Consider the following 13,776-nt stretch of genomic DNA (forward strand, 5'->3'; position numbering starts at 1 on the left):
TCGCATATACGCCGTGAGGCATTCTTCGAGGCGATTCGTGACGGGCGGTCAATCGAAGTAGGGGTCGAGTCCGTACAGCGGGAAGACCTCCTTGCGCGTGGCGAGGACCGCGCGGTCCACCGCGTCGCCCGGGTCGTAGCCGACCTCCCACGATCGCCACCACAGCTCGACGCCGTCGCTCATCCCGACCGGCGCCTCCAGACCGTACCGCTCGCGGACGTAGTCCAGCCACTCCTGCGGGACCGGGGTGCGCAGCGGGACCGGGGCCCCCGAGGCGATGGCCAGCAGGTGCGCCCATGCGCGCGGGACGACCCCGACGGCGTCGTACCCGCCTCCCCCGAGCGCCACCCAGCGGCCGCCGCAGAGCCGCTCCGCGAGGTCCCGCACGTCCAGCATGTTCTGGCGCTGCCCGTCCACGCTGAGCCGCAGGTTGGTCAGCTCGTCCCGCACGTGGCCGTCGCACCCGTGCTGGCTGACGATCGCCTCCGGGGAGAAGGTCTCCGCGAGCTGCGGGACGACGGCATGGAAGGCCCGCAGCCAGCCGGCATCGTCCGTGCCCAGAGGCAGCGCCACGTTGACGGCTTGGCCCGCCGCCGGTTGGGCGCCGACCTCGTTGGCGAAGCCGGTGCCGGGGAAGAGCGAGATCCCGGACTCGTGCAGGGAGATGGTCAGCACCCGCGGATCGTCCCAGAAGATCCGCTCCACCCCGTCCCCGTGGTGGGCGTCGACGTCGATGTAGAGCACGCGCTCCAGGCCGCCGTCGAGGAGGCGGCGGATCGCCAGCGCGGCGTCGTTGTAGATGGAGAACCCGGCGGCGGCGGCCCGGCCGGCGTGGTGCATCCCGCCGGCGAAGTTCACGGCGTGCAGCGAGCGCCCCTCGAGCACGGCGTCCGCGGCCAGGATCGAGGCCCCTGCGAGCCGGGCCGCGGCCTCGTGCATCCCGCCGAACGCGGGGTTGTCCTCGGTGCCGAGGCCGAGCAGCGGCTCCGGCGCGGACGGATCCGCGCTCACGCGCCGGACGGCGTCGATGTAGTCCCGGTCGTGCACGGTCGCGAGCTCGTCGACGGTCGCGAGCCGGGGTTCGACGACGGTGAGCGACTCGCGCTCCCAGATCCCGAGGCCACGGGCCAGCCGGACCGTGAGGTCGAGCCGGACCGGGTCCATGGGATGCGTCTCGCTGAAGCGGTACTCCAGGAGCGCATCGCTCCAGATCACCGTGGTGGGCGGCGCTTCCCGCTTGAGGATCATCACGGCCGCCAGCCTACCGAACGGGGATGGCGGCCGGGGTCAGGACCGGGGCCGCCGCCGGTCGCGGACCCGGCCCCCGGGGCCGCGTCCGGTCCGTGCGGCGCTCCGCGACCAGTCGCCGGCTCCCGCCCGGGCCGTGGACTATGGTGGTCCCATGTCCGCGCCGCCCGTCGAGCACACCCCGTGGATCGTGCGCACCCTGCAGCAGCTCCGCGACGCGGTGGACGAGATCGCGGCCACCTCTCCGTCCCGCCTCTTCCTGGTGGTCCTCTTCCTGGTGATCTCCGTGTTCACCGGGTTGCTCTCGCTGCCGGCCGCCTCGGTGAAGCACACCGTCACACCGCTGCACGACGCCTTGTTCACGGCGACCTCCGCGGTGACCGTCACGGGTCTGACGACCGTCAACTCCGGCGAGCACTGGTCGCTCTTCGGGCTGGTCGTGATCATGGTCGCGATGTTCATCGGCGGCCTCGGCGTCATCACCCTGGCCTCGATCCTGGCCATGGCCGTCTCGCGCCGCCTCGGGGTCCGCGGCAAGCTGCTGGCGCAGCAGTCGATGAACGCCAACGAGGCCGGCCGTCTCGGCGAGGTCGGCACGCTGCTGCGCATCATCATCACCACGACGACGCTCATCCAGCTCGCGCTGGCGGCGATCCTGATCCCCGCCTACTGGTACGAGGACCGCGATGTCGGCGACGCCGTCTTCCACGGCCTCTTCTACGCGGTCTCCTCGTTCAACAACGGCGGCTTCGTCTCCCACGCCAACGGGCTGGTCGGCTACGAGCACAACCTCCTCATCACGATGACCGTGATGATCGGGGTCTTCATCGGCAGCCTCGGCTTCCCCGTGCTCATGGTCCTGCTCACCTGTCGGCACCACTTCCACCGCTGGTCGCTGCACGCCAAGCTCACCGTCGTCGTCAGCACGATCCTCTGCCTCGCCGGTGCCGTGGTCCTCGGGGCGCTCGAGTGGGAGAACCCCAGGACCATCGGCGGCTTCAGCCTCGGCGACAAGATCCTCTACTCGCTGTTCGGCTCGGTCATGACCCGCTCGGGCGGCTTCTCCGTGGTGGACCAGAACGAGCTCAACCCGACGAGCATGCTCATCACCGACGCCCTGATGTTCGCCGGCGGCGGCTCCGTGTCCACCGCGGGCGGCATCAAGGTGACCACGATCGCGGTCCTCTTCCTGGCGATCGCCGCCGAGGCCCGGGGCCACTCGGACGTGCGGGCGTTCGGCCGCCGGATCCCCGAGGGCGCGATGCGCGTGGCCCTGTCCGTCGTCGTGCTGGCCGCGACCCTGGTCACCATCGGCTGCGCCCTGCTCCTGTGGATCACCAAGGAGCCGCTGGACCGGGTCCTGTTCGAGACGATCTCCGCGTTCGCGACCTGCGGACTGTCCGTAGGATTGAGCGCGGAGCTGCCGCCGTCCGGCAAGTACATCCTGGCCGCCCTGATGTACGCGGGCCGACTCGGCACCATCACGCTCGCCGCGAGCCTGGCGGCGCGCCAGCGCGACCAGCGCTTCCACTACCCAGAGGAGAGGCCGATCATTGGCTGACAATCGGATGGACCACAACGCACCGGTCATGGTCATCGGCCTGGGTCGCTTCGGCTCGGCCGTGGCGGAACAGCTCATCCACCAGGGCCGCGAGGTCCTGGCCATCGAGCGCAACACCGCCCTGGTCCAGAAGTACGCCGGCACGCTCACGCACATCGTCGAGGCCGACGCCACCGACATCGACGCCCTGCGCCAGCTCGGCGCCCAGGAGTTCAGTGCCGCCGTCGTCGGCGTGGGCACGTCGATCGAGTCCTCGGTGCTCATCGCAGTGAATCTGGTCGATCTGGGCATCGAGCACCTGTGGGCGAAGGCGATCACGCCCGCCCACGGCAAGATCCTCAACCGGATCGGCGTCAACCACGTGGTGTACCCGGAGGCGGACGCGGGCGTCCGCGCCGCCCACCTGGTCGGCGGGCGCATGCTGGACTTCATCGAGTTCGACGACGGCTTCGCGATCGTGAAGATGTACCCGCCGAAGGAGACCCAGGGCTTCACGCTGGGCGAGTCGCAGGTGCGCTCCAAGTACGGCGTGACCGTGGTGGGCGTGAAGAGCCCGGGCGAGGACTTCACCTACGCCCAACCGGACACCAAGGTGACGCACCGGGACATGCTGATCGTCTCCGGCCACGTGGATCTCCTGGAGCGTTTCGCGGCCCGACCGTAGAGCAGCGCGGCCGAAGGGCGCGGAAAGCGCGGGCGCCTCGGGGACCCGCGGACCGCGCGGACGTCGCTAGCGTGCCGGGACGGGCACCAGGAAGCGGGACCGGCCCTCCCCGTCGGGCACGGGGGCCGGGGCGCCCCCGGCCCCGCGGATGACCGCCTCGGAGCCACGGTTCTCGGGATCGCAGGTGACGACGGCACTCGTCACGTCCCGCGCCTCACCCAGGAGCTGGAGGGCTCCGGCCAGGATCTGAGAGGCCACGCCGCGACGGCGGAAGGCCGGGCGCACCCCGTAGCCGATGTTCCCGCCGAAGGTCTCCAGCCAGGCGTTGAGGTCGAGCCGGACACTGACGCGTCCGGCGAGCTGGCCGTGCGCCTCGGCGGCGAGGAAGAGCGCGGGGACGTGTCCTCGCGGGAGGTCCAGCCCCTCCGCGTGGCGCTCGTGGCCGTGCAGCCACTCGGCCCAGCTCAGTTCCTCGCTCCGACGCCCCGGCACGTAGGGATCCAGCAGGAAATCGAAGTTCTCGGCGGCGAGCTCGGCGTGGGCGGCGCGAGCCTCCGCCTCCTCCTCGACGGCGAAGGGACGCAGCAGGACCTCGGGGCGACCGGAAACCGCGGGGACGCGGAGCGTGGGCAGACTCATGCCCGAAGCCTACGCAGCTCTCCCGGAGTCGCCAATCCGACCATCGATTCGGTCGGAATCAGACGTTCTGCCGAGAAGACGAGGGCCGCCTCCCCGCGAGATCCGGCTCAACCCTGGAGCTCGCGACTGATCTCGAGCGAGCGGTCGGCGGACGCCTTCGCGCCTCGGGCGATGATCGCCGGCAGCCCGGACTCGTCGAAGCTCATGATCGCCCGCTCCGTGGTCCCGTTGGGGCTGGTGACGTTGCGGCGGAGCTCCCCGGGATCGACGTCGGCGTCCAGCATCCGGCCGGCGCCGGCGACGGTGGCGCGGGCCAGGTCACGGGCGGTGTCGGCGTCGAGGCCCAGCTCCTCGCCCGCCTTCGCCATGGCCTCGGCCAGGTAGAAGACGTAGGCGGGACCGGAGCCGGAGACGCCAGTGACGGCCTCGATGAGGTGCTCGGGGACGACCTTGACGATCCCGGCCCCCGCGTAGAGATCCACGACCCGGGCCAGCTGGTCGTCGGAGACGCTGCTGCCGGCGGCGACGCCGACGGCGCCGAGGCCCACGGTCAGGGGCGTGTTCGGCATGCTGCGCACCACCGGCTGGCCGGGCTTCAGGGCGCGCTCGAGCATCTCGATGGTGATGGCCGCGGCGACCGAGACGACGGCGGCGTCCGGCTTCAGGGAATCGGCGATCTCGCGGGCGAGGGCCTCGATGCCGACGGGCTTCACGCCGAGGAAGACGACGTCGGCGTCGGCCACGGCGGTCAGGTTCGCCTCGGCGTCGTTCTCGGTGGCCACGGCGTTGACGCCGGTCTCCTCCGCCAGCGCCTCCGCCTTGGCGGGGGTGCGGACGGTGGCGGTGATGAGCTCCGGGCGGTGGCCGGCGCTGATGATGCCGCGCATGATCGCGCCGTTCATCGAGCCGGTGCCGAGGAAGGCCAGCTTGAGGTCAGAGGTGGACTGGGTCTGGTTCGCGCTCTGTTCCATCCGGCCATTGTGGCACGCACGCCGTGAGCGCCCCTACTCGGTGTCGCGATCGGGCAACGGGGTCGACGACGGGGCTCGCTCCGGGCTGCCCGAGCGACCCGGACGGGCCTAGACTGCCCCTACCGGCGGACGGAGGGCAGGCGCGATGCGGAGACTGGTCTACGGCATGAACCTCACCCTGGACGGCTACGTCGCCGCCGCCGGCGACCAGCACCCGGACGCCACCGCGGCGCGGGCCCAGTTCGCCCGGAACTGGCGGGACACGCCGACGGTGGTGTTCTCCTCGACGCTGGAGACGCGGACGCTTCCCGGCGGGGCGGTGCTGACCCGGTACGAGGCGAGACGCTAGTCGGAGACCTCGGCGCGGGCGCCGTCGTCCCCGCCGCCGGCGGAGTCCGCGGCGGGCTCCGGGCGGGCCAGGTGCCGCCGCGCGAACTCGAGCGTCTCGGCCAGCCATTCCTCCCGCGCACCGGGGCCCTTGGCCCGGCGCGTAGCGACCTCCACGGCCACCACGCCGTCCCACGCGCTGTCGCGCAGGAACTCGATGGACTCGCGCACCGGCTGGGTGCCGTGCCCGGGAACCATGTGCTCGTCCTTGCCGTTGTCGGTGCCGTCGCACAGGTGCACGTGGGTCAGCCGCTCGCCCAGCTCCCGGAAAGCCTCGTGCGAGTCGGCGTTGGCGATCGCCGCATGCGAGAAGTCCCAGGTCACGTAGTCGTACGGCTGGGGCACGGGGTTCCAGTGCGGCAGGTACATCTTGGCCTCGCGGCCGCGCGCTCGCCACGGGTACATGTTCTCGACGGCGATCCGCACGCCGGTCTCCTCGTAGATCCGCCGCACGCCATCGGCGAACCCGGTCGCATAGGTGCCCTGCCAGCGGAAGGGGGGATGCGCGACGACGACGTCGCAACCGACGTGGCGGGCCATCTCGGCGCTGCGCTCGATCTTGTTCCAGGCCGACCCCCAGACCTGCTGCGTGAGCAGCAGGGTCGGCGCGTGGATGGCGCGGATCGGCTGGTCGTAGCGCTCCGCCAGGGTCACGAGCCGCTCCGGACTCTGGGAGATCTGGTTGCCGGTGACCATGACCTCCACGCCGTCGTACCCGAGATCGCGGGCCATGCTGAACGCGTCCAGCACCGTCAGCGGGTAGACCGAGGAACTCGAGAGGATCACATCGGTCTTCGTTGTCATAGCTGACTCCCGTCCAGTATCGACACGCCCGGCCGGTCCGGCCGTCCGGCTTCGGACATGGCGTCCGGGTGGCGTTGCTGCTGCTTCAAGAGTTCCACGTGTCCCACTCCAACGGTATCCCCCGACGGTCCCCCGCTGTCCACCAGGAGATGGTCGAACCGCCGCAGGATGAGGCCCTCGCGCAGGGCCCAGGGGCAGATCCTGAGGGATTTCACCTTCAGCGCGGACATCGCCTCGTAGGCGACGACGGCGCCGGCCAGGACCTGGGGTGCCCGGATCTGCGAGACTCCGGGCAGCTCGCCCCGCTGCTCCCACGTCATGGCGGAGAGGCGATGCATCCACAGCTTGACGTCCTCGCGGCGCAGCACGCGTTTGACGTAGGGGCCCTCGGCCGAGGGGGCGGCCCCGGCGATCCGGGCCAACGAGCGGAAGGTCTTCGAGGTGCCGGCGACCAGGTCGGGCCGCCCGTACTCGCGCAGCTCTGCCGCCGGCCCCGCGATGACCTCGCGGACGTGGTCGCGCATCTCCCGGATGCGGGAGATCTCCGACGGGTTCCCCTGCAGCCATTCGCGGGTCAGGCGGCCGGCGCCGAGCGGCACGGAGCGGGCGATGGCCGGGAACTCGTCCGTGCCCAGCGCCATCTCGAAGGATCCGCCGCCGATGTCCAGATCGAGGATGCTGTTGGCCTGCCAGCCGTACCAGCGCCGGACGGCGTTGTACGTCATGCCGGCCTCCTGCTCACCGGTCAGCTCCATCAGATGCACGCCGGTCTCCGTCACGACCCGCTCGAGCACCAGCTCTCCGTTGGCGGACTCGCGGATCGCGGACGTGCAGAACGCGAGCAGGTCCTCGGCGCGGTGCCGGGCCGCGAAATCGCGTGCCTCGGCAACGAAGTCGAGGAGCTCGCGCTGACCGCGTTCGGTGATGGCGCCCGACGCGTCGAGGTAGGCGACGAGCGACAGCGGCCGCTTGTGCGACGCGAACGCCACGGGGCGTGCGCCCGGGTAGGCGTCCACCAGGAGCAGGTGGACGGTGTTGGATCCGATGTCCAGAACACCCAGGCGCACGCTCTACCCCCGTTACTTCTCGGTGCGGGCGGATGCGGCGGACTTGGAGCCCGTCGCCTTCTTGGCGGCCGGCTTCTTGGCCGCCGTCTTGGCGCTGGCCTTCGCCGTGCCCGACTTCGACCGCCCGGCCGTCGAGCCGGTCCCTCGCTTGGCCGGCGCCTTGGCCCGCTTCTCGGCGAGCAGTTCGATCGCCTTCTCGCGGGTGAGCTCCTCGATCGACATCCCACGCGGCACGGTGATGTTGGTGGCTCCGTCCGTGATGTACGGGCCGAACCGGCCGTCCTTGACCACGATCGGCTTCTCCGTGGTGGGATCGTCGCCGAACTCCGCCAGCGGGGCCGTCGCCGAGCGGGCACCGCGCTGCTTCGGCTGCTCGTAGATCTTCCTGGCCTCCTCGAGGGTGATCGTGAAGATCTGCTCCTCGGACTCGATCGACCGTGAGTCCGAGCCCTTTTTGAGGTACGGGCCGAAACGGCCGTTCTGGACCGTGATCTCCTTCCCGTCGTCCTCGCCGAGAACGCGCGGCAGGGACAGGAGCTTCAGCGCCTCCTCGAGCGTGACCGTCTCGATGCTCATGGACTTGAACAGCGAGCCGGTGCGCGGCTTGACCTTGGCCGGCTTCTTCTTCGGCTTCGGCTTGCCGTTCTTGTAGTACTCGGTCGGCATGGCCTCGAGCTCCGCGTCGGTCATCTCGGGGATGACCTCCGTGACGTACGGCCCGTAGCGGCCGTCCTTGGCCACGATCGTCCGCCCGGTCTCCGGGTCGACGCCGAGCTCCCGCTCCGACGGCCCCTGCTGCTCCATGAGCTCGATCGCCTTCTCGGCGGTCAGCTCATCGGGCGCGAGGTCCTCCGGCACGTTCACGCGCTGCGGCTCGGTGCCCTCCGGCGCATCCGCCGGGACCGGCTTCTCCAGGTAGGGGCCGAACTTGCCCACGCGCAGGACAATCCCGTCGGCGATCTCGATCGAGTTGATCGCCCGCGCGTCGATGTCCCCGAGGTTCTCGACGACGTGGCGCAGCCCGTGGTGCGCGTCCTCGCCGAAGTAGAAGTGCCGCAGCCAGTCGGAGCGGCCCAGATGGCCCTGGGCGATCTCGTCCAGGTCCTCCTCGAGACGGGCCGTGAACCCGTAGTCGACGTACTGGCCGAAGTGCTCCTCGAGCAGCCGCACCACGGAGAACGCGATCCAGCTGGGCACCAGGGCGCCGCCGCGCTTGGTGACGTACCCGCGGTCCATGATCGTGGAGATCGTCGGCGCGTACGTGGACGGGCGGCCGATCTCGCGGGCCTCCAGCTCGGCGACGATCGACGCCTCCGTGTAGCGGGCCGGCGGCGACGTCTCGTGGCCCAGTGCCTGCACCTCCGAGCCGACCAGGGAATCGCCCTCGGCCAGCTGCGGCAGGCGGGCCTCGGAGCCGCTCTCCTCCTGCCCCTCGGGGACGTCGCGCCCCTCCTCGTAGGCGGCCATGAAGCCGCGGAAGGTGATGACCGTGCCAGACGCGCCGAACTCGGCGGTGCGGCCGTCGGAGGCCGTCCCGGTCAGCCGGACGGACGCCGTCGAGCCCTTGGCGTCGGCCATCTGCGACGCGACCGTGCGCTTCCAGATCAGCTCGTAGAGCTTGAACTCGTCGCCGGAGAGCTGGCTGCGCACGTCGCGCGGGCGGCGGAAGGAGTCGCCGGCCGGGCGGATGGCCTCGTGGGCCTCCTGCGCGTTCCCGCTCTTGGACTTGTAGATGCGCGGCTTGTCCGGGACATACTCGCCGCCGTAGAGCTCGGAGGCCTGCCGGCGCGCCGCCGTGACGGCCTCGTTGGACAGCGCCACCGAGTCGGTACGCATATAGGTGATGTAGCCGTTCTCGTACAGCCGCTGTGCGATCTGCATGGTGTTCCGCGAGGACCAGCGCAGCTTGCGGCTGGCCTCCTGCTGGAGCGTCGACGTCGTGAACGGGGCCGCCGGTCGGCGCGTGTACGGCTTGGTCTCGACGCCGGTGACGGCGAACTCGGCGCCGGTGAGGCCCTCCGCCAGCGACGTGGCCGCCTGCTCGTCCAGTGCGACGACGGCGGCCTTGCCGCCCTTGGCCTCCTTGAGCCGCCCCTTGTCGTCGAAGTCCCGGCCGGAGGCGACCCGGGCGCCGTTCACGCCGGTCAGCTTGGCCTTGAAGGACTCGCCCCCCGTCGTCGCGAACTCTCCGGAGAGGTCCCAGTAACTGGCCGAGCGGAACGCCATGCGCTCCCGCTCGCGCTCGACCACCAGGCGGGTCGCGACGGACTGCACGCGGCCGGCGGAGAGCCCGCGGGCGATCTTGCGCCACAGCACCGGGGAGATCTCGTAGCCGTAGAGCCGGTCCAGGACGCGCCGGGTCTCCTGCGCGTCGACGAGGTCGGTGTCGAGTTCGCGGATGTTGTCCAGGGCGCGGGCGATGCCCTCCTTGGTGATCTCCGTGAAGGCCATGCGGTGCACGGGGACCTTCGGCTTGAGCACCTCGAGCAGGTGCCACGCGATGGCCTCGCCCTCGCGGTCCGCATCGGTGGCGAGATAGAGCTCGTCGGCGTCCTTGAGCTGAGCCTTGAGCTCGGCGACCTTCTTCTTCTTGTCCGGATTGACCACGTAGTAGGGCTCGAAGTCGTTGTCCAGATCGATCGCGAACTTGCCGACCGAGGTCTTCTTCAGCTCGGCTGGCAGCTCGGACGGCTGCGGCAGATCACGGATGTGGCCCACGGAGGCGTCGACGACGAACCCCTCGCCCAGGTACTTGGCGATCGACTTGCTCTTGGCCGGCGACTCGACGATGACGAGCTTCTTGCCGGACTTTTCCTTCGCCTTGGCGGGCACAACACTCCTCTAGCAACCTGCGGCCCGCAGCCGGGTATCTCCACGGCGCGGGCCAGCTCATACTCGCACTAGGGTAGCCTGTTCTACCTCTTCGGCAAGCCGGGGCGCTGGATGGCGGGCTTGGGCTTCGGCAGCTCGGACTCCACGATCTCGGGCAGGAAGGAGAGCATGTAGTAGAGACGCTTGCCGTCCACTCCGCGCTCCTCCGGACCGGCCTTGGACTCGTACTCGCGCACGATGTCGTAGACGCGCTTCACGAACTCCTGGCGCTGCTCGTCGTTGAGGAAGACCATGCCCGTGGTGAGCACGGGGGCACGGTCCGGCGCCGGCTCGATCCCCGCCGAGGCCTCCGCCTCGCGCCGGTCGATCTCGGCGGCCAGACGCTCGCGGAACGCGTTGAGCTGCACGTTAAGGAAGGCGGTCTTCGCCGGCGCCTTCTGGTTGAAGGACTCGACGACGATGCGGTCGCCGGCGGCGCGCCAGCGGCGCTCGCGGGCGTCGCCCTCGCTCGGTGCGCGCTCCACGTACCCGTACTTCTCCAGGGCGCGGAGATGGTAGCTCATGGCGCTGGGGGTCAGACCGCAGCGGGAGGCCAGCTCGGTGGCGGTCCGGCTCGACTGCGAGGAGATGAGCTCCTCGAGCGCCTCGAGACGGGCCTCGTGCGCCAGTGCACGGATGGCCTGCGGGTCCTTGATGACCACCGGATTGTCCGGCGTCGTTTTCGGCAACTTCTCCCCCGTTTCGGTTGGACCGGAAGTCGGGGCGACTGCCGGTATCCCATGAGTGTTCTGGGTCATATCCGAAAAGACTAGCGGTTGTGGTCCGACTTGTTCAGGAATCCGTCACGGATGAGTCGGCGGACGCCCGCCGCGAGCGTCTCGGCCAGCTCCGGATCCTCGTCGCCGAGGAGTGCGCCGATGGCGCCGATGATCTGGCCGACCGCCAGTTCGCCGTCGCACGCCGAGACGAATCCCGCCTCCGCCGTGCTCAGCAGGCTGGTCCGGCGCAGGCCCGCGCCCTGGCGTAACAGTATGACGCCGGGGTGCTCCGCGCCGGGGCGCTGGTGCCGTTCCTCGGTCACGTCGTCGGCCACCACCAGGTGCAGCTGCTCGAAGCGCGCCGCGGCCAGATCCGCCTCGAGCTCGTCCGCGGCCGCGACGGCACGGGCCAGGTGCGGACCGACCGGCTGCTCGATCGGATGGGCGATCTCCTCGAACCTGCGGCCGACGGCGCGCCGGGCCGGATCGGCGGGCCGCCGCAGCCAGAGCATGCCGAAACCGATCGACTCGACGTCGCGGGACGCGAAGTCCTCCAGGTAGGCGGCGTAGTTCGCGCGGTACCGCTCCGGGTCGCGCGCCTCGGCGGCGTCGCGCAGCCAGACCTCCGCGTACTCCAGCGGCGATTCGGTATCCCGCTGGATCAGCCAAGCCTCGGCGGAGAGCCCTGCGGCGAGCCCGCTGTCCAGCCAGGCGCGGGGGCGGTCGAACGCGGTGCCGTCGGCCGCGGTGATCTCCCAGTTGAGCAGCATCTGCGCGGTGCCGCCAGGCGCCAGGACCCCGGGCAGCTCGCTGACGAGCCGCGCCACGAGCGAGTCGCCGGGCAGGCCGCCGTCGCGATAGGTGAACCGGTCCTGCTCGCGCTCGGCCGGACGGCGCGGCGTGATGACGAAGGGCGGGTTGGAGACCGCCAGATCGAAGCTCTCCCCGGCGACGGGTTCCAGCAGGCTCCCGCGACGCAGGTCGACGCGGGCCGCCAGGTCGGCGGGGTCGATGCCGAGGGCCGCATGGTTGAGCAGGAGGTTGAAGCGCGCGAACGCGAGCGCCCGGGCGGAGACATCCGTGGCGACGACGTGATCGACGTGCCCGAGGAGGTGGAACGTCTGGATGCCGCACCCGGTCCCGAGGTCGAGGGCACGCGCAGCCGGTCGGCGGACCGTGGTCTGCGCCAGCGTCAGCGAGGCCTGCCCGATGCCCAGGACATGGTCGGTCCGCAGCACGCCGGGGCGCTGGTGCGAGCCGAGATCGCTGGCCACCCAGAGCTCGGCCCCGGTGTCCGAGGCGTGCGGGCGCAGGTCGGCCGATGCCCGCCAGCGGCGCCCGGCCGGGCGGAGTACGGGATCCCCGGGCCCCTGCGCGTCGGACGCCGGCCGCTCCGGCGCGGCCTCGACCCCGGGCTCCACAAGGCGCAGCCCGGCCAGGCCGTCGCGGCCGAGCCGCGGGAACGCGGCGTCGAGCAGGTCCTCGGGGACCTCGGCGCCGAGGAGGAAGAGGTCGACGACGACGGCCCGGGCCAGCGCGTCCGTCCCCGCGCCGTCCGCGCCGCTCCCGGGAGCGTCCCGCCGTCGGCTGGCGGCGTAGACGCCGTCCAGGACGAGTCGCGCCGGCACGGTCTGGTCCCGCAGCAGCGCCGCGTGAGCGTCCTCCCCGAGCAGCTCGGTGACGCCGTCGTGGTCGTACCGGGCGGCGCGCAGATCCGCCGCGAGGGCGTCGAGCAGGCCCTGGTCGTCGCTGCACGGCGCGTCCTCCGGTGCATCCCAGCCGGCCGCCGGGACCCCGGTGGGGCCGTCGGCCGGATCGTGCCCTGTTCCGGCGTCGCTCAACGGGCCACCGCCTCGACGGGTTCCGCCGCGGGTTCCGCCGCAGGACCCGCCGCCGTCGTACTCGTCCCACGCCCCACCGTACAGTCCGGGCAGAGCCGCTTCGTCTCGTCCCGGGCGCACTCGGCGCAGAACAGGCGCAGGTTCCGGCAGGCGAGGTCGGCGCAGTTCTCGAACTTGTTGGTGTCCGCGCCGCAGCAGACGCAGCGGCCGATGGTGACGGCGTCGGGCGTGAACTCCAGGTGCATGCGCCGGTCGAAGACGTACAGCGAGCCCTCCCACAGCCCCGAGTCGCCGTAGGTCTCGCCGTAGCGGGCGATGCCGCCCTGGAGCTGGTAGACCTCCTTGAACCCGCGCTTGACCATGAGGGAGGAGAGGACCTCGCAGCGGATGCCTCCGGTGCAGTACGTAACGACGGGCTTGTCCTTGAGGTCGTCGTACTTGCCGGAGTCGAGCTCGGCGACGAAGTCGTGGGTGGTCCGCACGTCGGGGACGACCGCGCCCTTGAAGCGGCCGATCTCCGCTTCGAAGGCGTTGCGCCCGTCGAAGAACACGACCTCCTCGCCGGCCGCCCGCTTCCGGTCGACCAGCTCGTGGAGCTCCTCCGGACGCAGGTGCTCGCCGCCGCCGACGACGCCGTTCTCGTCCACCTCGAGCTCGCCGGGGGCGCCGAAGGAGACGATCTCCTCACGGGCCTTCACGGAGATGCGGGGGAAGTCCTCGGCCGACCCCTCGGACCACTTGACGTCCATCGTCCGGAACGCCGGGTACTCGCGGGTCGCCTTCACATAGGCCTTCAGGGCCCGGACCTCGCCGCCCGCGGTGCCGTTGATGCCGTGCCGGGAGACGAGGACGCGCCCCCTCAATCCGTGCTGCTCGAGGAGCGAGCGCTGCCAGAGGCGGATCGCCTCCGGATCGGGGATCGGGGCGAAGGCGTAGTAGAGGACGATGCGGTTGACAGACACCCTTCAAGGGTACTGTCCGGCACCCGCGCCAGCACACGGCTC

The 13,776-nt window shown here is 71.0% G+C and carries 12 protein-coding genes; 3 read left to right on the forward strand and 9 right to left on the reverse strand.

Annotated elements, in window-relative coordinates; genetic code table 11:
* Positions 1-48: 48 nt before the first annotated feature.
* Positions 49-1,248 carry an acetoin utilization protein AcuC gene (locus RIN46_RS10015; RefSeq protein ID WP_309081056.1) on the reverse strand — a complete coding sequence of 400 codons (1,200 nt, stop codon included), beginning with the start codon at positions 1,246-1,248 and terminating at the stop codon, positions 49-51.
* A gap of 154 nt (positions 1,249-1,402) precedes the next feature.
* Here RIN46_RS10015 and RIN46_RS10020 point away from each other — a divergent pair, with 154 nt between their 5' ends.
* On the forward strand, positions 1,403-2,809 hold the full coding sequence (locus RIN46_RS10020) for a potassium transporter TrkG (RefSeq protein WP_309081009.1): 1,407 nt from the start codon (positions 1,403-1,405) through the stop codon (positions 2,807-2,809).
* Positions 2,810-2,816: 7 nt separating this feature from the next.
* Positions 2,817-3,473, forward strand: a complete 657-nt coding sequence (locus tag RIN46_RS10025) for a TrkA family potassium uptake protein (RefSeq protein ID WP_309081055.1) — start codon at positions 2,817-2,819, stop codon at positions 3,471-3,473.
* Positions 3,474-3,539: 66 nt separating this feature from the next.
* Here RIN46_RS10025 and RIN46_RS10030 read toward each other — a convergent pair whose 3' ends face one another.
* Both RIN46_RS10030 and proC read right to left on the reverse strand, forming a co-directional pair.
* Positions 3,540-4,112, reverse strand: a complete 573-nt coding sequence (locus RIN46_RS10030; RefSeq protein ID WP_309081008.1) for a GNAT family N-acetyltransferase — start codon at positions 4,110-4,112, stop codon at positions 3,540-3,542.
* A gap of 107 nt (positions 4,113-4,219) precedes the next feature.
* A complete protein-coding gene (gene proC / locus RIN46_RS10035; RefSeq protein ID WP_309081007.1) occupies positions 4,220-5,083 on the reverse strand; it encodes a pyrroline-5-carboxylate reductase in 864 nt (287 codons plus the stop codon).
* Positions 5,084-5,249: 166 nt separating this feature from the next.
* Here proC and RIN46_RS10040 point away from each other — a divergent pair, with 166 nt between their 5' ends.
* Positions 5,250-5,432, forward strand: a complete 183-nt coding sequence (locus tag RIN46_RS10040) for a hypothetical protein (RefSeq protein WP_309109461.1) — start codon at positions 5,250-5,252, stop codon at positions 5,430-5,432.
* Here the strand turns inward: RIN46_RS10040 and RIN46_RS10045 are convergent.
* The 6 genes from RIN46_RS10045 to RIN46_RS10070 all read right to left on the reverse strand — a co-directional run bounded on the left by RIN46_RS10045 (position 5,429) and on the right by RIN46_RS10070 (position 13,734).
* Positions 5,429-6,274, reverse strand: coding sequence for a sugar phosphate isomerase/epimerase (locus RIN46_RS10045; protein ID WP_309081005.1), 846 nt, complete (start codon positions 6,272-6,274; stop codon positions 5,429-5,431). The two genes, RIN46_RS10040 and RIN46_RS10045, sit on opposite strands and share 4 nt — an antisense overlap.
* Positions 6,271-7,341: a Ppx/GppA family phosphatase gene (locus tag RIN46_RS10050; RefSeq protein WP_309081004.1), complete on the reverse strand. Its 1,071-nt coding sequence runs from the start codon at positions 7,339-7,341 to the stop codon at positions 6,271-6,273. The genes RIN46_RS10045 and RIN46_RS10050 overlap by 4 nt, the downstream gene beginning before the upstream one ends.
* 12 nt (positions 7,342-7,353) lie before the next feature.
* Positions 7,354-10,173 (reverse strand): type I DNA topoisomerase, encoded by a 2,820-nt coding sequence (topA, locus tag RIN46_RS10055; protein WP_309081003.1) that lies wholly within the window; start codon positions 10,171-10,173, stop codon positions 7,354-7,356.
* A gap of 83 nt (positions 10,174-10,256) precedes the next feature.
* Positions 10,257-10,901: a winged helix-turn-helix domain-containing protein gene (locus RIN46_RS10060; RefSeq protein ID WP_309081002.1), complete on the reverse strand. Its 645-nt coding sequence runs from the start codon at positions 10,899-10,901 to the stop codon at positions 10,257-10,259.
* 80 nt (positions 10,902-10,981) lie between these two features.
* A complete protein-coding gene (locus RIN46_RS10065; protein WP_309081054.1) occupies positions 10,982-12,667 on the reverse strand; it encodes a methyltransferase in 1,686 nt (561 codons plus the stop codon).
* 101 nt (positions 12,668-12,768) lie between these two features.
* A complete protein-coding gene (locus RIN46_RS10070) occupies positions 12,769-13,734 on the reverse strand; it encodes a rhodanese-related sulfurtransferase (RefSeq protein WP_309081001.1) in 966 nt (321 codons plus the stop codon).
* Positions 13,735-13,776 lie beyond the last annotated feature (42 nt).

Source organism: Zhihengliuella sp. (genome assembly GCF_031178195.1).
In the GTDB taxonomy this organism is placed as follows: Bacteria; Actinomycetota; Actinomycetes; order Actinomycetales; family Micrococcaceae; genus Zhihengliuella.

Coding starts and splice junctions, on each gene's coding strand:
- RIN46_RS10030 (WP_309081008.1), bottom strand. CDS start 4,112: ATGAGTCTGCCCACGCTCCGCGTCCCCGCGGTTTCCGGTCGCCCCGAG.
- RIN46_RS10040 (WP_309109461.1), top strand. CDS start 5,250: ATGAACCTCACCCTGGACGGCTACGTCGCCGCCGCCGGCGACCAGCAC.
- proC (WP_309081007.1), bottom strand. CDS start 5,083: ATGGAACAGAGCGCGAACCAGACCCAGTCCACCTCTGACCTCAAGCTG.
- RIN46_RS10020 (WP_309081009.1), top strand. CDS start 1,403: ATGTCCGCGCCGCCCGTCGAGCACACCCCGTGGATCGTGCGCACCCTG.
- RIN46_RS10045 (WP_309081005.1), bottom strand. CDS start 6,274: ATGACAACGAAGACCGATGTGATCCTCTCGAGTTCCTCGGTCTACCCG.
- RIN46_RS10015 (WP_309081056.1), bottom strand. CDS start 1,248: ATGATCCTCAAGCGGGAAGCGCCGCCCACCACGGTGATCTGGAGCGAT.
- RIN46_RS10025 (WP_309081055.1), top strand. CDS start 2,817: ATGGACCACAACGCACCGGTCATGGTCATCGGCCTGGGTCGCTTCGGC.